This window comes from Bacillus sp. JK62 (assembly GCF_053663455.1).
Genome location: NZ_JBSJQA010000006.1, coordinates 693,668 through 713,840 on the forward strand (window position 1 = coordinate 693,668; position 20,173 = coordinate 713,840).

A 20,173-nucleotide genomic window follows, 5' to 3' on the forward strand; every position below is an offset into this window, starting at 1 on the left:
TTTTCTGTAAACTGAAAGTATGACGTTAAAGGGGATGGAAATATGAAAAAATTGAATTGGCTCTTATTATTATTTGCATTCGCAGCAGTCTTCAGCATGATGCTGATCGGCGTATCAATCGCTGAGAAAAGCGCATGGGGCATCATCGGAAGCATTGTTCTCGTTATCGCCATGATGGGAAGCGGTTTCACCGCAAAGAAAAAAATGCGCGAACAGGGACTGCTTGATTAAAAGCATGACCCTTTGCAAAATTCCGTAAACATGGAAAGACAATATCTTATGAAGCCTGAATCAAAGATTCAGGCTTTTTTATATCCTCAAAACAGGCTCCAGATGTAAGGCTTATCTCCCCCGCAGCCTAGTCAGGAAGCCGGAAATGACGGCCCCCATTCTAGTTACATCAGCAGATTCCCTCAGAATATACAGTCTGAAATAGTCCGGCATCGTTATGCAGAAAATACCATACCTCCTATATCAATTCCATCATTGTCTTTTTATACTTGTGACTGTAAGCAAATACACATGACAAGGAGAGAATGAAATGAAAACATCTTTTTTGAAGAAAACCGCTGTAACTGCCGCCGCAACCGCCTCAGCCGCCTTGCTTGCATTCAGTCCGCTTGATTCTGCCGGCGCAAAAACGATCCAGGCAAATGAACCACATGCCCTGCAGGCTTCCGGAGAGAAAACACCGGAAGACGCGGCAAAACTCATTGACATCATCAGCCAATCCATTTACGAAAAAGACGGCGTCTATTATTTTGACGGTGAAAAAGCGGTTGAATTGGGATTAGATAAAGAAACCGCACAGACCATTCAAAAGCTGTGGGACAGTTCAACCGAATTTTTAACCGTTCTTTCTCAATGTATCGAGAAAACGGACGGCGAATATACATTTAATAAAGAAAAAGCGGTGGAGCTCGGATTTACGGAAAAAGAGGCCCTTATCGTTGATCAGCTGTTCACCGCTTTTTCCCAAAGTCTTCATATCCTTCAATCTGCGCTGATTGAAGAAGACGGTGTGTATACGTTTGATCAGGACCTTGCTGAAAAAGCAGGAGCAGGAAAAAAAGAAGCAAAGCTGTGTGCCGGATTCTTTAATTCACTGCCGCAGGAATTGCTTGAAGGCATTTATACAGCCTTTCATCCGGCTGAGTAAACGGATAAAACGCCCGGTCATTCAGCCGGGCGTTTTTTTAAATCAGCAGTTTAAGGATCAGCATGATAAAGAAAACAGCGCCGAACAAACCGGCTGCTTTTATCAGCAGCTTCCCGTAATACCGTTCCTTAAACCGCCTTTCTTCTTCTGCATAACAGGGGGGCGCCTTCATCTCAGGGATGCCGAGGTCAAGCGGCGCCTTCATCATATGATATAAACTCCCGCACTTACCGCATGATTCAAGATGGCGGGAAATAAACCGCTCCGTTTCTGTTTCACAATCGCCTTCAATATATAAAGGGAGTAAATCTCTCACTAAACAGCAAGTCATATCTGTCCGTCCTTCCTTTTTTCCGCCAAGTGCTGTTTCAGCTGCATTCTCGCCCTGTACAGGGTGCTCTTCACCTTCGAAAGACTCCAGTCCAAAACATCAGCAATCTCTTCGTAAGACACTCTTGAAATATCTGTCGAAATGCAGAATAAAATGACTGAAAATCTCTGACATCTGAAACAATCCTTTTCGTTTATTAAGGCCTCACCTGTTTAGACAAACGGCTATAAAAAAAGTTTTACAGATCGGAACATTTTTCCCCTATCATTTTTCCCGACTTCATTTGTCATTTTTTTCAGAATAAATCGCATCATTCGACTCATGTCTGATTCAACACGTGCCTCTCGGCTTATCCCCTGACGCTGCCCGCCGGAAGCCTTTACGGGACGATTCTATCAATTCATCAGCGGAGTCTAGTTTTATATTGCAGAATGAGAGAATGCTGGTTTATTATAACAATATAGGTTTTCATTATTTTCAAAAAGGGGGATTTATTGTGGGTTTAGGTAAGAAATTGTCTGTTGCTGTCGCCGCTTCCTTTATGAGTTTAACCATCAGTCTTCCGGGTGTTCAGGCCGCTGAGAATCCTCAGCTTAAAGAAAACCTGACGAACTTTGTGCCGAAGCATTCTTTGGTGCAATCTGAATTGCCTTCAGTCAGTGACAAAGCAATCAAGCAATACTTGAAACAAAACGGCAAAGTCTTCAAAGGCAACCCTTCTGAGAGACTGAAGCTGATTGACCACACGACCGATGATCTCGGCTACAAGCACTTCCGTTATGTGCCTGTCGTTAACGGTGTGCCTGTGAAAGACTCGCAAGTCATTATTCACGTCGATAAATCCAACAATGTCTATGCGATTAACGGTGAATTAAACAACGATGCTTCTGCCAAAACGGCAAACAGCAAAAAATTATCTGCAAATCAGGCGCTGGATCATGCTTTTAAAGCAATCGGCAAATCACCTGAAGCCGTCTCTAACGGCAACGTTGCAAACAAAAACAAAGCCGAGCTGAAAGCAGCGGCCACAAAAGACGGTAAATACCGCCTCGCCTATGATGTAACCATCCGCTACATCGAACCGGAACCAGCTAACTGGGAAGTAACCGTTGATGCGGAAACAGGGAAAGTCCTGAAAAAGCAAAACAAAGTGGAGCATGCCGCTGCAACCGGAACAGGTACGACTCTTAAAGGAAAAACGGTCTCATTAAATATTTCTTCTGAAAACGGCAAATATGTAATGCGCGATCTTTCGAAGCCTACCGGAACACAAATTATTACGTACGATCTGCAAAACCGACAATATAACCTGCCGGGCACGCTCGTATCTAGCACTACAAACCAGTTCACAACTTCTTCTCAGCGCGCTGCGGTTGATGCGCATTACAATCTCGGCAAAGTGTATGATTATTTCTATCAGACGTTTAAACGCAACAGCTACGACAATAGAGGCGGCAAAATCGTATCTTCCGTTCATTACGGCAGCAAATACAATAACGCGGCCTGGATCGGCGACCAAATGATTTACGGTGACGGTGACGGCTCATTCTTCTCGCCTCTTTCCGGTTCAATGGACGTCACGGCCCATGAAATGACACACGGCGTTACACAGGAAACAGCCAACCTGAACTATGAAAATCAGCCGGGCGCTTTAAACGAATCCTTCTCTGATGTATTCGGGTACTTCACCGATACTGAGGACTGGGATATCGGTGAGGATATTACGGTCAGCCAGCCGGCTCTCCGCAGCTTATCCAATCCGACAAAATACGGACAGCCAGACCATTACAAAAATTATCAAAACCTTCCGAACACTGATGCCGGCGACTACGGCGGCGTGCATACAAACAGCGGAATTCCGAACAAAGCCGCTTACAACACGATTACAAAAATCGGCGTGAAAAAAGCGGAGCAGATTTACTATCGCGCACTGACGGTATATCTCACTCCGTCATCAAGCTTTAAAGATGCAAAAGCAGCTTTGATTCAATCAGCGCGGGACCTTTACGGCTCTCAAGACGCTGCAAGCGTAGAAGCGGCCTGGAATGCGGTCGGCTTGTAAACAAGAAAAGAGACCGGAGAAATCCGGTCTCTTTTTTATATCTGAACATTTCACAATGGCTTCACCATGATCATATATGTCTTTTCCCGATCGTCTTTTTCAAGCTTAAGCTGTTCAAAGCCGCATTGACTTAAAAACAAAACCCATTCCTGCCTGTCCAGGGGAACGGCTGAAAACATCGCTTTATGCTCTCCTCTCAGCCGGCCCGCAATCTCTTCAATGACCGCGCGTCCGATTCCTTTCTCTTTTGCCTCCGGAGCGACGGCCACGGTTCCGAGCCACGGTTTTCCGTTTGAAGGGGCCCATTCCAAATGAAAACTGACGGCGGCAGGAGCGCCGTCAATCTCCCATACGAGCCACGTTCCATTGTACATGGAGTATGCAAGCATAAACTCCGCCGCATTTTTTGTTCCGAACTCTTCGTTTTTCCACACCGGGTGGGATGCCGCCAGCTGCTCCAGAAACCCGAGATCTTCTTCTTCAAAATCTCTACCTGTCAGCATGTAAATAGTCGTCAAAGATAATTTTATGTATAGCCGGATTCCCCGCAAGCACGCTGTGGTTGTCTAAAAACGTGAACGGCTCGCCGTCTGTGGTCGTGTAAATGCCCCCGACTTCGTTCAGCAGCACGCAGCCGGCAGCGTAATCCCACGGCGCGAGCCTCATCGTAATATATGCGTCAATGCGGCCGGCCGCAACACTGGCCAGCTCAAGTGCCGCCGAACCGTAGGAACGCGTTCCTCTGACCCGTTTTACGAGCGGCGCCAAAATACTCGGGTCAATCCTTCTGTTTTCCGTCACCCATGTGGCATTGATTGCAATAATGGCTTCTTCAATGGAAGCTTCTTTTAAAGGAGCAAGCGGCGCATCGTTCAGATAAGCCCCTTTTCCGCTGAATGCGTGATACAGTTCGTCCTGCATCACATCATAAATTAAGCCGATTTTGCCTTTTCCGTCTTCAAAGATGCCGATGGAGATCGCGAAATGCCGCTTTTGATGGACAAAATTCATCGTCCCGTCAATCGGATCAATGATCCAGACGATTCCGTCAAGGGAGCGGAGTTTATCCCCCTGCCCTTCTTCTCCGAGAATCCGGTGTCCGGGAAAAGTTCCTTGTATACGGTCAATGAAAAAGCGCTCCGTCTCTTTATCAATATTTGTGACTAAATCATTCGGATTTGATTTTGTTTCAATCGTCAAGCTTTCCTGCATGGATTGTCTGATTCTCGTTCCGGCTTCTTTTACCCATTGTTTTGCGATATCATCAATTTCCGTCCAATTTGTCATACCGTGTACCTCTTTTCTATGTATAGCTTATTCTATAGCATACTGATAAAGGCGATGAAAAAGCAAGGAAAATGAAAAAAATGCCTTCTCACGTAAAAACGAACCATTTCCTGCGGTTCGTTTTTACTATTCTTTATCCGTTAAGCCGAATCCATTCTTTTCTGAGACGTTCCAGTTTTCTTTTGCTGAGATCGATTTGATCTTCATTCTCTTTTTGCATGGCCTCATACAGGGTTGCCAATTCATAATCAACCTCTAGTCTCCAGACAGCTACACGGTTATTTTTTTCCTCCCTGAATCCTTCCTTCACCACTTGCCTCATTGTCTTTCGCCCCTTCCAGAGATCATTTGTTAAAAAAGCATCCCATTTTTCCAATTCATTAATGATACTTCTTATATCGTATGGAAACTTATATTCGGCTGTAACAACATTCTTAAAATTGTGTGTTTACCTATTCGTTTTTTACCACCATTCCTCTCGGCTCAAACGTTCTCAATGTTTTTGCGGCCGGCGGCGGCTGTGGTAAAATATGAATACTTACGTTAAGGAGGAAAAAGATGACTCAGATGCGTTTTACAAAAGAAGACTTCGATACATTTACAATAGAAGGCTTAGATCCGCGCATGGAGGTGTTAAAAGAACAAGTCCGTCCGAAGCTGACCTTGTTAGGAGAGCATTTCGCACCGACATTGTCAGCATTGACAGGAGATGAAATGTTCCCGCATGTCGCCAAGCACGCGAGAAGATCTGTCAACCCGCCGGCTGACAGCTGGGTTGCCTTTGCCAACAGCAAACGCGGCTATAAGAAACTCCCTCACTTTCAGATCGGTTTATGGGACACCCATATGTTTGTATGGTTTGCCATCATTTATGAATCTCCGATAAAAGAGGAATACGGCAGATTGCTGGAAGCGAAGCAGGAGGAAATCACAAAACAGATTCCCGGTCATTTTGTATGGTCGCCGGATCATACGAAGCCAGGTGCGTACAAGCAGTCCGACATGGATCAGGAGCAGCTGAAAACATTATTTGAACGCCTGCAGACAGTGAAAAAAGCAGAGCTTTTATGCGGCATTCAGCTGCAAAAAGAAGACGTGATCAACATGAACAACAATGAATTCCTGCAAACCATTGAAGATGCTTTTAGGAAGCTTTCCTTTTTATACACACTGACTCAGAAAGTCTCATAACATAAAAAGCGGGCCGATTGCCGGCTCGCTTTTGTCTACATTTTGATAATCGCTTGATCTGATTGTTTCGCCTGTTTCACAGTCCGATACGGGGAATAGGTGCTGTCAGCTTCAAATTGGCTGCAGATTTTCTTTTCTTCCGCTTTCCCGGGAACGATTTCTTTAAAGCGGCGGTACGCATTCAGAAGTCTGTCTCGGTCAGCTCCTTTTTCATAGGCGTTTTCCACCTGCTGAAAAAAAGCAATGACGTCCACGGCCTCCTCTGTCGTCCAGTCCTCATTCATCGGATATTGATATTCCAAATGTCTTCACTCCTTTATCATCATGCTCAAAATAAGCATCTTCCATAGATCATAAATTGTTCTTTACTTTCTTTCAAGTTCATAATATAATTCATTTGTTTTACGTTTAAAAAACGGGTAATAAAACTGAATGTAATACAAACTAATCCGTAGGTATTATGATAAAGGTGGGAAAACAATTGCCGCAACATGAAACACCCCTGTACAGCGGACTGAAAAAGCACGCGGACAGACAGCCTGTCCAATTCCACATTCCGGGCCATAAAAAAGGCGCGGGAATGGACCCGGAATTCAGACAATTTATCGGAGAAAACGCGTTAAGCATAGATTTAATTAATATCGAACCTCTGGATGATTTACATGCGCCAAAGGGCATCATTAAAGAAGCCCAGGATCTGGCCGCGGAAGCATTCGGCGCAGACCATACCTTCTTTTCCGTACAAGGGACGAGCGGCGCCATTATGACGATGGTCATGGCCGTATGCGGACCCGGAGATAAAATCATCATCCCGAGAAACGTTCATAAATCCATTATGTCGGCCATTGTATTTTCCGGAGCGGTGCCGATTTTTATACACCCGGAAATTGACGCTGAGCTCGGAATTTCTCACGGCATTACGCTTGAGTCCGCCGAGCGGGCTTTGACGGAGCACCCTGACGCAAAAGGCCTGCTTGTCATCAATCCGACGTACTTCGGTGTGGCAGCTGACTTGAGCAGCATTGTAAAGCTCGCGCATTCTTTCGATGTGCCTGTTCTTGTCGATGAAGCGCACGGCGTGCATATTCATTTTCATGATAAGCTTCCTCTGTCCGCCATGCAGGCGGGCGCTGATATGGCAGCCACAAGCGTGCACAAATTGGGAGGCTCCCTGACGCAGAGCTCCATTTTAAATGTGAGAGAAGGCCTTGTTTCCAAAGAAAGAGTACAGTCAATTTTAAGCATGCTGACGACAACGTCAACATCCTATCTGCTTCTCGCTTCACTGGATGTCGCAAGAAAACGCCTCGCTACAGAAGGCCGCGATCTTCTTGAAGAAACGATTCTGCTGGCGGATCAGACACGGGAACGCCTCAATCAAATTGAAGGCATCCGCTGTGTCGGCGAAGAAATCACTGGGTCAAAAGCTGCTTTCAGTTATGATCCGACTAAATTAATCATTTCGGTCAAAAACCTCGGCCTGACGGGTCATGACGTTGAAAAATGGCTCCGCGAATCATTTAATATCGAAGTCGAGCTGTCCGATTTGTATAATATTTTATGTATTTTCACCCCCGGAGACAGAGCAGGAGATGCCGACCGTCTTGTAAGCGCGCTTACAGACATTTCAAAGCAGGCTTCCGCAAATGACTATGCTCATCAGCAAGCGGAAGTTCTGCTTCCTGAGATTCCTCTGTTAGCGATGACGCCAAGAGACGCGTTTTACGCAAATACGGAAGTCATTCCGTTAACAGAATCCGCGGGACGGATCATTGCAGAGTTTGTCATGGTGTACCCGCCGGGAATTCCGATCTTTATTCCGGGTGAGATCATTACTGAAGAAAATATCAGCTACATTTTTAAAAACTTGGACGCCGGCCTTCCTGTGCAGGGTCCCGAAGATGCCACGCTTGAAATGATCAGAGTCATCAAAGAGCAAAAAGCCATCCAATAAACATAAAGAAGCCCGAAACGAAATCGTTCCGGGCCTTTTTACGCTTTTTACTCTTCTTCAAGATGACACTGGCATTGTCCGCAGCATGTTCCGTATAACGTCGTGACCTTCTCATCCTCAAAGTAATGAATCGCTTCGTTACAGTCTTGGCAAACAATTGTACCCATCTGTCATTCCCCATTTCTCAGAATTTGAAAACGCTTAATTTTTACTTGTTGTTATTATATTATTATGTCACATTTAATATGTCAACTGATAAATTGTATAACACATTTATTTTTTACGGTCTTTTTATAGCTCGAGGGTCAATCACGGTATATCCTTTATGACGCAATCCTTTTACAATGTCCGGCATGGCTTCAGCCGTCCATTTCCGGTCATGCATCAATATGTTGGCGCCGTCCCGCAGGTAAGGACTGTTCAGTGTGATATCGGTAAGCGCTTTTTTGGATTGATATTTCTGATCCCAATCATACCCGAAGGTCCAGTTCATTTTCACCATACCTTCTTTTTTTATAAGTCTGTCACTGTAGTCCGTATTGCTTCCGAAAGGCGCCCTGAAAAATGCGGGTTTCTCTCCTATTACCTTTTCAACCGCTTTATTGACGCCAATGATTTCCTCCCGTTGTTTTTGTTCGGAAAGATCTTTTAAGTTTTGATGAGTCATTGTATGATTTCCGATCATAAAGCCTAACTCATGAATATGCTTAAGCGCTTTCTTATTTTCATCTTTTTTCAAAAAATGTCCGTTTACAAAAAAGATCGCTGACGCATTGAGATCATGCAGTTTGTCCGCAATCTCAGCGGCATGCTGATCAGGCGCGTCATCGATCGTTACCAATGCGATCGGTTTTTTTTCTTTCTGTTCATCCATTTTTTCCACAGAAAAGGTTTTCGGATTGATATAGTAACGGGGCTCCGCCTTCTGTTTTTTCTCTTTTGTATGATGGTTTTCCCGTTTGGCATGATTGGCCGCGGCTTGAGAATAGGGTTTGTTTGTTTGCATCTTTTCATTTGATTGGCAGCCGGCGAGTAAGCACATACATATGACGGCTGCAGCGGCTTTATACATGACAATCCCTCCTGATATGGTTTTGCCCCCAGTATAACGAAAAAACAGCGCTCTCACGAAAAACAATGTGCCTTTTTTACACATCGGCTGTACAAGTTGTCACACGTATTATTTCTTCATTAAAAACGGTTTCAATTATATAACAATTCAGTAACAAGCCTTAGGTTTTTCACCTCTCGTGATACACTTAATATAGTCCTTATAAATGGATGAACCAATATATTATATAAAACAGAGGAGTAAGATAGATGCGCTACCGTACGGTGATTCCCTTTTTTTTGATGCTGTTCGTTCTGTCAAGCTGTTCGGTTTCTACTGTCATTCCATTCAAAAATAACCGGATCGACAGCATTCATCACACTCAAATCTTGTTTTTTTCCGATGAAAATCATATAGATAAAGAAGTTCCTTATTACGATGCGATTCTTGATTTAGAAAAGAAATATCCCCATCATGTCGATCAAATGAAGGTTTATGACAACAGAAAGGGATGGGAAGAGGAAATCAACACGTTCCCTGCGCTGATGGTGATCAATCATCGGCATGTGGTCATGAAGATTGAGGGATCCGTAAAGAAAAAAGAGGATATCATCAAACCTATGCAGCATGTGCTTGCACAATAAAAACAGCCCCCGCTTTTACAAACGGGGGCTGTTTCTTTGTTACATCATTATTTTACGATGTGGATCGGGCTTCCGATTGCTACTTCGGCAGCTTCCATAGTGATTTCGCCCAATGTCGGATGAGCGTGAATTGTCATCGCGATATCTTCAGCAGTCATTCCGCCTTCGATCGCCAGGCTCAATTCAGAAATCATGTCAGAAGCGCTTGCGCCGGCAATTTGCGCACCGATTACAAGACCGTCTTCTTTACGGGTGATCAGCTTCATGAAGCCGTCAGTTTCGTTAAGAGACAGCGCACGTCCGTTTGCTGCAAACGGGAACTTAGCTGCAACGACTTCAATGCCTTCTTCTTTCGCCTGTGCTTCAGTGTAACCGACAGAAGCCAGTTCAGGCTCAGAGAATACAACCGCCGGAATACCGAGGTAATCGATTTCAGCCGGCTCTCCTGAAATAGCTTCCGCAGCGATTTTACCTTCGTAAGACGCTTTGTGAGCCAATGGAGGTCCGTCAATGATGTCACCGATTGCGTAAATGTTCGGTACGTTCGTGCGGCACTGCTTGTCTGTTTTAATGACACCGCGGTCAGTCATTTCGATACCGACTTGCTCAAGGCCGAGCTCATCAGTGTTCGGACGGCGTCCGACAGTGATTAATACGTAATCAGCATCAACCGTCTTTTCTTCGCCTTTTACTTCGAATGTAACTGTTACGCCGTCAGGTCTTTCCTCAACGCCTTTAGCCATGGCGCTTGTATGGATTTCAACGTTGCCTTTTTTCTTCAGTCTGCGGGTAACAAGGGAACTCATTTGTTTTTCGAAGCCAGGAAGAATTTCATCTCCGCCTTCTAAAATAACCAATTCAGTTCCGAAGTTCGCATACGCTGTTCCAAGCTCAGTACCGATATATCCGCCGCCGATAACAACGAGCTTTTTCGGAATTTCTTTAAGCGCAAGTGCGCCTGTAGAGTTCAGAACGCGTTCGCTATATTTGAAGTTTGGCAATTCGATAGGGCGAGAACCAGTAGCAATGATTGCGTTTTTAAATGTGTATGTTTGCGCAGAGTTCTCATCCATTACGCGGACAGAGTTGCTGTCTACGAAATAAGCTTCCCCTTTTACAACGTCCACTTTATTTCCTTTTAAAAGACCTGCAACACCGCCGGTAAGCTTATTTACAACAGAAGCTTTCCATTCTTGGACTTTTGTAAAGTCAACCGTTACGTTCTCAGCAGTGATTCCCATGTCATCTGAATGTTTTGCATTCTCGTAACGATGGCCTGCATTGATGAGCGCTTTTGAAGGAATACAGCCGACGTTCAGACAAACGCCTCCAAGCGTTGCTTTTTCAACGACTGTTACTTTTTGTCCAAGCTGAGCAGCGCGGATGGCAGCTACATAGCCGCCTGGTCCCGCACCAATCACAAGAGTATCTGTTTCAATAGGGAAATCTCCTACTACCATAACATTACGCCTCCATTAAAATAAGTTGTGGATCGTTCAGTAAACGCTTGATGTGGTTTAACGCATTTTGTGCAGTTGCTCCGTCAATCATACGGTGGTCAAAGCTGAGAGAAAGAGCTAAGACAGGAGCAGCTACAATTTCACCGTCACGGACGATCGCTTTTTCAGCAATACGGCCGATACCGAGAATCGCAACCTCTGGGTGGTTGATAACCGGTGTGAACCATTGGCCTCCGGCAGAACCGATATTTGTGATCGTGCAAGAAGCGCCTTTCATTTCCGCAGGTGCAAGCTTGCCTTCACGCGCTTTTGTAGCAAGGCTGTTGATTTCATCAGAGATTTCGAAAACGGCTTTACGGTCGGCATTTTTCACTACCGGCACAAGCAGGCCTTTTTCGGTATCCGCTGCAATTCCGATGTTGAAGTAATGTTTTTGGATCACTTCATCTGTTTTATCATCAATCGATGTGTTTAAAACAGGGAATTTTTTCAAAGCGGATGTTAATGCTTTGACGACGTAAGGCAGATAAGTCAGCTTGATGCCTTGATCAGCAGCAACTTGTTTGAACTGTTTGCGGTGAGCAACAAGATTTGTTACGTCAACTTCATCCATAAGAGTTACGTGCGGTGCAGTATGCTTAGAGTTCACCATTGCTTTCGCGATCGCTTTACGGATACCGCTCATTTTTTCGCGTGTTTCAGGGAATTCGCCTTCAGGAGCCTGAGCCGCTGCAGGTTTAGCTGTTTCCTGAGGTGCAGCTGTTTCTTGCGGTGCCGCTTCTTGAGCCGCTCCTCCATTTGCAAAGCTGTCGATATCTTCTTTTACAACACGTCCGTTATTGCCTGAACCTGTTACTTTACGGATATCCACGCCTTTTTCACGGGCATATTTGCGTACGGAAGGCATCGCGATCACGCGTTTGTTCGGATCAGCTTCCGCTTGGTCCTGCTGTCCTGCGCCGGTTTCTTTTGCAGGCTCTTTAGGAGTCTCTTCTTTAGAGATATCCTGCCCTGCTTCAGCAGACGACTGAACTTGAGCCTCAGTTTTCGCCTCTCCTGAATCATGGCTTCCTTTAAATTGAAGATCTTCGTAACCAGGTGCGTCAAACGTAATAATCGTTTGTCCAACAGTTGCAACTGTTCCCTCTTCAACTTTTAATTCTAATACTTTTCCTTTAACAGGTGAAGGAATTTCTACCACTGCTTTATCATTTTGCACTTCAGCCAGAACATCGTCTTCTTCTACCTCGTCGTTCGGCTTAACAAACCATTTTACGATTTCGCCTTCGTGGATACCTTCCCCGATATCCGGAAGTTTAAATTCAAATGCCACAGTTTTCGACCTCCTAGTTGATTAAGCAAATTTTAGTTATGCATACGCAAGCATTGAACCTAGTAAACAGACTCCTTCATCATAAGAGAAAAGGACTCTCTTTACCGTCTTTTATGATGCCTGATTAAAATTCAAGAACTTTTTTCGCAGTTTCAAGAACGTCTTTATGGTTTGGAAGCCATACGCTCTCAGCAAGCGAGAAAGGAAATACTGTATCAGGCGCCGCAACACGCAGAACCGGAGCTTCCAGGCTCAGAATCGCGCGGTCATTGATTTCAGCTACAACGTTGGCAGCGATGCCGGCTTGTTTTTGAGCTTCCTGCACGACAATTGCGCGGCCTGTTTTTTCAACAGAAGCAATAATCGTATCAATATCAAGCGGACTTACAGTGCGAAGGTCGATAACTTCAGCAGAAACGCCTTCTTTTTCAAGCTCTTCAGCAGCCTTAAGCGACTCATGAACCATCGCGCCGTATGTGATGATAGAAAGGTCAGTACCTTCGCGTTTCACATCAGCTTTGCCAAGCTCGATTGTGTATTCCTCTTCAGGAACTTCCTGACGGAAAGAACGGTAAAGTTTCATATGCTCTAAGAAAACAACCGGATCATTGTCTCTGATAGAGGCAATCAGCAGTCCTTTTGCATCGTAAGGAGTGGAAGGGATAACAACTTTAATACCCGGCTGCTGAGCGATAAGGCCTTCCAAACTGTCAGCGTGAAGTTCAGGTGTATGAACCCCTCCGCCGAATGGAGAACGGATTGTCACCGGAGAAGTCCAGCGTCCGCCGGAACGGTAGCGGAGACGAGCCATTTGTCCTGAGATTGAATCCATTACTTCATATACGAATCCGAAGAATTGGATTTCCATAACAGGACGGTAATCTTGCAGGCCTAAACCGAGAGCGAGACCGCCGATACCGGATTCAGCAAGCGGCGTGTCAAATACGCGGTCCTCACCGAATTCTTTTTGAAGGCCTTCAGTTGCACGGAATACGCCTCCGGCAACGCCTACATCTTCCCCGAAAAGCAGAACGTTTTCATTGTTTTTCAGTTCTGTGCGTAACGCATCAGTGATCGCTTGAATCATTGTCATTTGCGCCATGGCTTACTTCGACTCCTTCGCTTTGTAAATTTCAAGTTGTTCTTTCAAGTTGAACGTCGGCTCTTCAAACATATTCTCAATCAGCTCTGTTACTTTCGGTTTTGATTCGCCGTCAGCCTTTTTGATAGCTTGTTTGATTTCTTCTTTGGCCTGTTCAATCACTTTGTTCTCTTCTTCTTCAGACCATAGTCCTTTGTTTTCCAAGAACTTGCGGAAACGTACGAGCGGGTCTTTTTGCTCCCATTCATTTTCTATTTCTTTCGTACGGTATTTAGTCGGATCGTCACCGGACATTGTATGAGGTCCGTAACGGAATGTAAGAGTTTCAATCAGAGTCGGACCTTCACCGTTAATTGCGCGCTGGCGTGCTTCTGCAGTTGCAGCGTAAACGGCTAGTGCGTCCATTCCGTCTACTTGAACACCTGTAATACCGACGGCAACTGCTTTTTGGGCAATTGTCTGTGCGGATGATTGCTTTTCTACAGGAGTTGAAATCGCATAGCGGTTATTCTGAACAACGAAGATCGCTGGCGCTTTAAATGCTCCGGCAAAGTTCATTCCTTCATAGAAGTCACCTTGAGAAGCTCCGCCGTCACCAGTGTAAGTAATAGCAACCGCTTTTTTACCGCGCTTTTTAAGACCTAAAGCTACACCTGCGGTTTGAATAATTTGAGCACCGATAATAATTTGAGGTGATAAAGCATTTACTCCCTCAGGCATCTGATTACCTTTAAAATGGCCTCTTGAGAAAAGGAATGCCTGATGTAAAGGAAGCCCGTGCCAAATCAGCTGAGGAACGTCACGATAACCCGGAAGGATAAAGTCGTCCTGTTCAAGCGCGAAGTGTGATGCAATTTGAGAAGCTTCCTGGCCCGCTGTCGGTGCATAGAAACCTAAACGTCCTTGACGGGAAAGAGAAATTGAACGCTGGTCTAAAATGCGGATATACACCATTCTTCTCATTAATTCTTTTAACTGATCATCTGAAAGATCAGGCATTGCGTCTTTATTTACGACTTCTCCTTCAGCATTTAAAATTTGGAACGTTTCAAACTGCTTATTAATAGCATCAAATTGTTTTTTGCTATCAACAATTGAAGTTTTTGTCTTTGCAGCCATTTTTTAAACCACCTCTTCTTTTGATTTAACAGGGTTAGGATACCGTTTAGCCATCCGTATTAAAAACAGTCTTATCATGCTCTGCAATTCTAAAATTAATCATTCAGAAATTCACATAGCGCTTAAGCAAAGATAATGACGTTTAAACTGTACTAATAAAAAAAGATTTTTTATTAGTACAATATGATCAACAACCATAGTTTACAGTAATTAAACAAAGCCGTCAATTATTTATAACCTTATTTTGAAACCGCTTATAAAACTTAAGATCATACTGCGCCAAACTGTACTATAAAAGACTTTAAACTGTATTATAAAAAGGCTCTACTGTACTATAATTAAAAAAAATTACAAAGAGTAAATTAAGTTATTTAACTTCGAGGGCGGGCTTTGAGAAGATGCCGCGGGATAAAAACGGGCAGTTAGCAATCGTTCCGCCTGCCGGACAGGCGGGACGATGCTTTTGTCTAATTATTCAATACCCGCCCACACGATATTCAGCGGCGTCAGCACGGCATGAGGATGAAACTCGGAAATCGGAGTGAAAAATACATACGTAAAATCTTCGGCTGGATCAGAAAACATGCCGCACCAACCCATTCCAAGATGTGAGAAGGTGCCTTCTGTCATGAAATAATGGTCACCGGCCGGCCACAAATTAATGCCTAAACCAAAGCCGCCCTCCTCTCTGGGCGCTCCGAAGAAGTAAAATGGAAGACCGGGCTTTATTTGATTTCTCAGCATGGCCTCGACTGTTTTTCTTCCAAGCAGCTTCTTATCTTTCAATCTGCCTTTATTTCTAAACATTTCAGCTAACTTCCAAATATCTTCCAGCGAAGAGTACAGACCGCTTGTCGCTTTATTCGGAAAATACGGGTGATGACTTTTTTCCAGCTGTACGCACTCGTGCTCATTGATCACACAAACTTCTTCTTTTAAAGCATCAGGCACATAAAAAAACGTTCTTTCTAATCCGAGCGCTTCAATAATATGCTTTGTTACATACTGTTCGTAGGACACGCCTGTTACTTTGGAAATAATGATGCCAAGTATAACAAAGCCGGTTCTGGAATAGTTCCATGCTTCATCCACTCCGTACTCTAAAGGCGTATTGATCAGATAGTTTATCCATTCTTCCTCATTCGTTAAGTCAATGCCTTCAGCCTTTTGAATATCCAGCTCAAAACTTAATCCCGCCGTATGAGTCAAAAGGTGTAAAATTTTAATGTCTCCGAAACCCGGTTTATCAAACGCAGGCAAAATGAGCTTGACCGGCATTTTCAGATCGAGCAGACCTTTTTCGACGAGCTGCATGACGGCTACAGCGGTAAACACTTTTGTCAAAGAACCGATTTCTCTGATTGTATCAAGCTGAAATGTTTGCTTTTCTTTTTGTCCGCCGGTAAATTCCCCTAACGACTCAGCTGCAAAAACCTCGCCTCCTCTTGACATCATATAACTCGCACATTGCAGATCTCCATTGTCTATCATCGTCTGATAATGGCTGTTAAGAGCGTTAATTTGTTTCATATCAAATGCCGGATTGCTTATTGTTTGTTTCATTGTTTTCTCCCCCTGTACTGTATGTATCGTTTTCATCCCTTACTTACTGATTTCTTGATGAATTCTGACACCGCTTTATTAAATTCTTCCGGATGTGTGAAGTTCGGAAGATGCCCCGCTCCCTTAATTTTCTTTAATTCTGCATTGCTCAGCAGTTTCTGCAGCCTTTTTGTTTCTTTCTGATCAACTACGCTTTCCTTCTCACCCGTAAGGATAAGCGTTCTTGTATGAATGTCTTTTAAAAAGCCGATCGTAGAATAGCCTTCTTGTTGATGTATCTTCATAAAACGTTCAATAGAAGCATTTAAGAATTGATTCCTGTATAAACTTTCATATTCATGCGATTTTCCTATAGCTATAAAATCATTTTTCAGTTTTTCCTCAACACTGCTTTCAGGGTCTTCTTCGTATTCGGTGTAACTTCCGGAAAGAATGAGTGTTTTTACTTTTTCAGGGTATTCATAGGCTATCCTCTGCCCTATCATGCCTCCCCAAGAAGCTGCCGCAATGTGGATCGGCCAAGCAACCCCTATCTCGTTCAGCACTTCGATAAAAGTCTGAGCCAGCCCGCTAAGTGTAAAATCGGCGCTCCCCTCACTCAGCCCGTAACCCGGTGTGTGGATGACAATTACATTAAATTGGTCTGCCCACTCCTTCATTTGTTCTTTCCACATGTAAGCAGTGGTAGCAAAACCGCAAATCAGTAAAATTGTTTCACCCTTACCGCTCATCAATATTTCCATATGCCGGGCATTTTCTGTGTTTGCCAGAAAATGAACCGTTTCCGTTTCTTCTGTCTGGTAAAAAGCGATGAGTTTTTTTGCGGCATCGCTTTGATCGTGCTGAAGGGCTCCTTTCTTCAGTCTGCTCCAATAATGCAAATAATCGTCGAGATGACGATTGGAAGCTGTGCCGAGTATTCGGAATGGACTTTCAGCTTCTTCCGTAACGATTGACGAAGCATCAAAATCGGCTGCAATCGCTGAATCTCTTACTAGAGGCGGTGCTGAACGGGCGGATAACGGATTGAAATCATTTTGTATTTTTTCTTTTTCTCCGTATAACACGATCAGCTGGTGGCCTTGGCCGAGAAGCGAGTGTTCAAAAGCTTTGATTCCGGCAGTATTTTCTAATGGGTGAAGTCCGTACTCGGTTTTCATAATGTCTTGAATGCCGGGATCAACTGACATGCCTCCGTCCTTCCAGAAAGGCCAATTTACAGCGATGGTTTTTCCTGATCTCCCCCCCTCCTTTTTCATACATTCCCTCCACTCGGCAAAATGCTCCAGAAAACGATTGGCGTAGGCGTAATCGGCTTGACCCAGACTTCCGATTTCTGATGAGATGGAAGAAAACAAAACAAAAAAGTCTAAAGGCATATTTCTGAGCGCTTCATCCAAATGAATCACACCATTGACCTTTGATTGCAGCACCGCCTGGGCTTCCGCGTCTGTTTTATTCATAATGAAAGAGTCTTTCAACACGCCTGCACTGTAAATGACCCCGTTGATTTCGGAATAATCAGCATGAATTTTTTCCGCTAACTTGATGACCTGCTGTTTATCTGACATGTCAGCCTGGATGTAAGAAATGCTTGCCCCGTCATATCGGATGCTGTCTAATTTTTCTTCCATTTCTGCTGTCATTTTCGATCGCCCGGCAATGATAACGCTGGCTCCGTGATTTGCATAAATAAACGCTGAAATAATCCAGCCGATGCCGCTTAACCCTCCGATGATGAGATACACTCCGTTTTTTACAAACTTTGCGGCCTTTTGCCCTGGTTGCAGCGAAGCATCTTTGTATGCTGTCACCCGCCTTTTTTGATCGCCGTCATATTTCACAGTCTCATGATGTCCGGCACTTAATTCATTGAGAAGCAAAGGTGCTTTTTCAATGGTCTGTCTTGAAGAAATCTCAACCGTTTTACACTTTATATTCGGCTGCTCCGCATTCAGCGTTTTAAAAAAGCCTCCAATCGCGGCGTAAACCGGATTTGTATATTGATCCTTGTCATGTACGTACAAAAGGTTGATGTTATCTTTTATTTTTTGACGGATCAACGCTTTGCTTAAATAAAGGATTGAATAAAAGCTGTGAGTCAAATCTAACGCTGCCTCAGTATAAGCTTTTTTTGACAGGTAATGAATGATTGACGCCGGAAACGCTCCGGACTTTTTCATATCATCTAACAGTCTGGTGTAATGAGCAGACTGCTCCGGATTAAATTTATAATGCTTTTCATTTACCATTTCATATTCAGCAGCGGCTTCCGCATAAATAACATTTTCACTGCCGATGTACTTTCGGATTTCATCACTCAATGAACTGTCGAAATCGAAAATCAATGTATTTTCCTTAGGCACTTCTCCGGATTTTAATGGCGATTCTATCCATTCTTTTTGTAAATATAAAGATTCAAGCACCGGCTTTTCAGACGGCTCTTTCGTTTGCGTTTTTTCTTTAAAAGCTGCGGCCGGCGTATTACGCACAGCATATTTTTCTTCTAAATAAGCCGCTAAATCATGAATATTGTTATAATCAAAAAGCAATGTCGGATACAGTTGTGTATCTAATCTTTCCTCGAGCATTTTCGATATATGCAGCAGCTGTTTTGAGTCAAGACCCAGTTCGTAAAAAGATTGATGTTTGTCCGCTTTATTTGGCGGCGTGTTTGTAACATCTCCAATAATGGATGACAGCTCATCTGTTAATGTTTTTTGACTGTCTTGGTGCTGAACTGTATCAGAGATAGAGTCTGTAACGCGAGCTCCGTATTTCTCCTGCAGATATTCCGTCAATTCACCGATTGTGGAGTAATCAAATAATAAAGTCGGGTACAGCTTTGAACCTAACATCAGTTCTAATTTTTTGGATAAGTCTAATAACTGTTTAGAATCCAAGCCCATCTCGTAAAAGGAAATATCATTCTTCACCGTTTCAGCAGGCTTTTCAATCATGCCGGCTATCTCTTGGATCAAATTATTTCTGATCATTTCTTTATTGTTCGTTACGCTGCCGACCTCTTTAGCTTTTTGGGAATGCTCCAGCCTTTGTATTGATTTTTCATTTCTGACTCTTTTCACACCGAATCGCTCATAATAAAAAGCAAGCTCTCCATCAGGCCTGTATACTTCTATGTCCGCATATAAAATGTCTTTAGAAGGCGGCTGCGTTATACTGTTTTTATCAATATACACAAAACAAGACCCGGTTGTTTTATGCAGTGCCCGGAATGTCTCAATATATATAGGGATAAACGCATTTGTTCCTTCATCCGGCAAGTCTGATGTAAGGATTCCCAACAGGCTGAGAGATCCATCCAAAAATGCGGGATGCATGTAAAAGTCATCTGTATATTCTTTTGAAAGTCCGCTTAAACTGACCTCTCCCAGAATATAATTTTCACCTTCATATACCGTACCTTCCAATTTCATAAAATCTTTATGAATCAGGCCGCCCCTGCGCAAATTACGATAGGCGGCTTCAGCATCCGAAGTCCGGACGGCCCCTTTCTTTAATGCTTCGATTGAAATTGTCTTTTCGTTTATCGCATTTTTTCTTATGATTTCCGCCTGCAAGTTGACTGACGCTTCACCTTCCGCCTTTTCAGCGACCCATTTCCTGCTTGTTGTTTCAACAAGCCAGCCGTTTTCTTGTTCCGTAAACTGGAAGGTGACTTTCTTATCAAAATGGACTGACGTGGCAACAGGTTCACGGAATAAAACATGTTTGATTTCAAAACTTCGGGGTGATATCCCTTTATCAGCTAAAAATCGTGTTATTAAATCCAGATACGTTACGCCGGGTATCGTACGCACTTGATGAAGGACATGGTCTGAAACAATATAATCGTCATGTTTGACTAATACGCTGAACCTCATGCAACTCGACAACCTTTCTTCTTTTACAAAGTA

At 43.8% G+C, this 20,173-nt stretch carries 20 protein-coding genes; 6 read left to right on the forward strand and 14 right to left on the reverse strand.

The window, feature by feature from the left end:
* Positions 1 to 42 precede the first annotated feature (42 nt).
* The gene (locus ACWJJ4_RS16705) at positions 43 to 231 is read left to right on the forward strand and encodes a YlaF family protein (RefSeq protein WP_454021815.1); all 189 of its coding nucleotides are present in this window, start codon (positions 43 to 45) and stop codon (positions 229 to 231) included.
* Positions 232 to 541: 310 nt separating this feature from the next.
* A complete protein-coding gene (locus ACWJJ4_RS16710; protein ID WP_017417716.1) occupies positions 542 to 1,159 on the forward strand; it encodes a hypothetical protein in 618 nt (205 codons plus the stop codon).
* A gap of 37 nt (positions 1,160 to 1,196) precedes the next feature.
* On the opposite strand, the gene ACWJJ4_RS16715 is transcribed toward ACWJJ4_RS16710, so the two are convergent.
* Entirely contained in the window at positions 1,197 to 1,490 is a 294-nt protein-coding gene (locus ACWJJ4_RS16715) for an anti-sigma factor family protein (RefSeq protein WP_146276706.1), read from the reverse strand.
* Positions 1,487 to 1,612, reverse strand: a complete 126-nt coding sequence (locus ACWJJ4_RS16720; RefSeq protein ID WP_072589054.1) for an RNA polymerase sigma factor — start codon at positions 1,610 to 1,612, stop codon at positions 1,487 to 1,489. The genes ACWJJ4_RS16715 and ACWJJ4_RS16720 overlap by 4 nt, the downstream gene beginning before the upstream one ends.
* A gap of 374 nt (positions 1,613 to 1,986) precedes the next feature.
* On the opposite strand from ACWJJ4_RS16720, the gene ACWJJ4_RS16725 reads away from it, so the two are divergent.
* On the forward strand, positions 1,987 to 3,552 hold the full coding sequence (locus ACWJJ4_RS16725) for a M4 family metallopeptidase (protein WP_069473399.1): 1,566 nt from the start codon (positions 1,987 to 1,989) through the stop codon (positions 3,550 to 3,552).
* Positions 3,553 to 3,602: 50 nt separating this feature from the next.
* Here the strand turns inward: ACWJJ4_RS16725 and ACWJJ4_RS16730 are convergent, their stop codons facing one another.
* The 3 genes from ACWJJ4_RS16730 to ACWJJ4_RS16740 all read right to left on the reverse strand — a co-directional run bounded on the left by ACWJJ4_RS16730 (position 3,603) and on the right by ACWJJ4_RS16740 (position 5,161).
* The gene (locus ACWJJ4_RS16730) at positions 3,603 to 4,055 is read right to left on the reverse strand and encodes a GNAT family N-acetyltransferase (protein WP_003154511.1); all 453 of its coding nucleotides are present in this window, start codon (positions 4,053 to 4,055) and stop codon (positions 3,603 to 3,605) included.
* Complete coding sequence (gene suhB, locus ACWJJ4_RS16735) at positions 4,042 to 4,839, reverse strand: inositol-1-monophosphatase (RefSeq protein WP_070081769.1); 798 nt, start codon at positions 4,837 to 4,839, stop codon at positions 4,042 to 4,044. Before suhB ends, ACWJJ4_RS16730 begins: the two co-directional genes overlap by 14 nt.
* A 133-nt stretch (positions 4,840 to 4,972) precedes the next feature.
* Complete coding sequence (locus tag ACWJJ4_RS16740; RefSeq protein WP_003154513.1) at positions 4,973 to 5,161, reverse strand: hypothetical protein; 189 nt, start codon at positions 5,159 to 5,161, stop codon at positions 4,973 to 4,975.
* 236 nt (positions 5,162 to 5,397) lie between these two features.
* On the opposite strand from ACWJJ4_RS16740, the gene ACWJJ4_RS16745 reads away from it, so the two are divergent.
* A complete protein-coding gene (locus ACWJJ4_RS16745) occupies positions 5,398 to 6,030 on the forward strand; it encodes a DUF1054 domain-containing protein (protein ID WP_014470447.1) in 633 nt (210 codons plus the stop codon).
* Between the two features lie 35 nt (positions 6,031 to 6,065).
* On the opposite strand, the gene ACWJJ4_RS16750 is transcribed toward ACWJJ4_RS16745, so the two are convergent.
* Positions 6,066 to 6,332 carry a UPF0223 family protein gene (locus ACWJJ4_RS16750; protein ID WP_007409667.1) on the reverse strand — a complete coding sequence of 89 codons (267 nt, stop codon included), beginning with the start codon at positions 6,330 to 6,332 and terminating at the stop codon, positions 6,066 to 6,068.
* 179 nt (positions 6,333 to 6,511) lie between these two features.
* Here ACWJJ4_RS16750 and ACWJJ4_RS16755 point away from each other — a divergent pair, with 179 nt between their 5' ends.
* A complete protein-coding gene (locus ACWJJ4_RS16755; RefSeq protein ID WP_128574609.1) occupies positions 6,512 to 7,984 on the forward strand; it encodes an aminotransferase class I/II-fold pyridoxal phosphate-dependent enzyme in 1,473 nt (490 codons plus the stop codon).
* A 47-nt stretch (positions 7,985 to 8,031) separates the two neighbouring features.
* On the opposite strand, the gene ACWJJ4_RS16760 is transcribed toward ACWJJ4_RS16755, so the two are convergent.
* Together ACWJJ4_RS16760 and ACWJJ4_RS16765 are read right to left on the reverse strand one after the other, a co-directional pair.
* Positions 8,032 to 8,151, reverse strand: a complete 120-nt coding sequence (locus ACWJJ4_RS16760) for a GapA-binding peptide SR1P (RefSeq protein WP_003154518.1) — start codon at positions 8,149 to 8,151, stop codon at positions 8,032 to 8,034.
* A 113-nt stretch (positions 8,152 to 8,264) separates the two neighbouring features.
* Positions 8,265 to 9,056 carry a polysaccharide deacetylase family protein gene (locus tag ACWJJ4_RS16765; RefSeq protein WP_138092261.1) on the reverse strand — a complete coding sequence of 264 codons (792 nt, stop codon included), beginning with the start codon at positions 9,054 to 9,056 and terminating at the stop codon, positions 8,265 to 8,267.
* 248 nt (positions 9,057 to 9,304) lie between these two features.
* Between ACWJJ4_RS16765 and ACWJJ4_RS16770 the strand changes: the two genes are divergently transcribed.
* On the forward strand, positions 9,305 to 9,679 hold the full coding sequence (locus ACWJJ4_RS16770; protein ID WP_014304946.1) for a hypothetical protein: 375 nt from the start codon (positions 9,305 to 9,307) through the stop codon (positions 9,677 to 9,679).
* Positions 9,680 to 9,726: 47 nt separating this feature from the next.
* On the opposite strand, the gene lpdA is transcribed toward ACWJJ4_RS16770, so the two are convergent.
* From lpdA to ACWJJ4_RS16800, 6 genes are all read right to left on the reverse strand, one after another.
* Positions 9,727 to 11,139, reverse strand: a complete 1,413-nt coding sequence (lpdA, locus tag ACWJJ4_RS16775; protein ID WP_033574600.1) for a dihydrolipoyl dehydrogenase — start codon at positions 11,137 to 11,139, stop codon at positions 9,727 to 9,729.
* A gap of 4 nt (positions 11,140 to 11,143) precedes the next feature.
* On the reverse strand, positions 11,144 to 12,472 hold the full coding sequence (gene pdhC, locus ACWJJ4_RS16780; RefSeq protein ID WP_003154526.1) for a pyruvate dehydrogenase complex dihydrolipoyllysine-residue acetyltransferase: 1,329 nt from the start codon (positions 12,470 to 12,472) through the stop codon (positions 11,144 to 11,146).
* A gap of 124 nt (positions 12,473 to 12,596) precedes the next feature.
* On the reverse strand, positions 12,597 to 13,574 hold the full coding sequence (gene pdhB / locus ACWJJ4_RS16785) for a pyruvate dehydrogenase complex E1 component subunit beta (protein WP_003154528.1): 978 nt from the start codon (positions 13,572 to 13,574) through the stop codon (positions 12,597 to 12,599).
* A gap of 3 nt (positions 13,575 to 13,577) precedes the next feature.
* A complete protein-coding gene (gene pdhA, locus ACWJJ4_RS16790) occupies positions 13,578 to 14,693 on the reverse strand; it encodes a pyruvate dehydrogenase (acetyl-transferring) E1 component subunit alpha (protein WP_003154530.1) in 1,116 nt (371 codons plus the stop codon).
* 471 nt (positions 14,694 to 15,164) lie between these two features.
* Positions 15,165 to 16,256, reverse strand: coding sequence for a serine hydrolase domain-containing protein (locus tag ACWJJ4_RS16795; protein WP_229154040.1), 1,092 nt, complete (start codon positions 16,254 to 16,256; stop codon positions 15,165 to 15,167).
* 32 nt (positions 16,257 to 16,288) lie between these two features.
* Positions 16,289 to 20,140, reverse strand: coding sequence for an alpha/beta fold hydrolase (locus ACWJJ4_RS16800; RefSeq protein WP_454021816.1), 3,852 nt, complete (start codon positions 20,138 to 20,140; stop codon positions 16,289 to 16,291).
* Between the last annotated feature and the right edge of the window lie 33 nt (positions 20,141 to 20,173).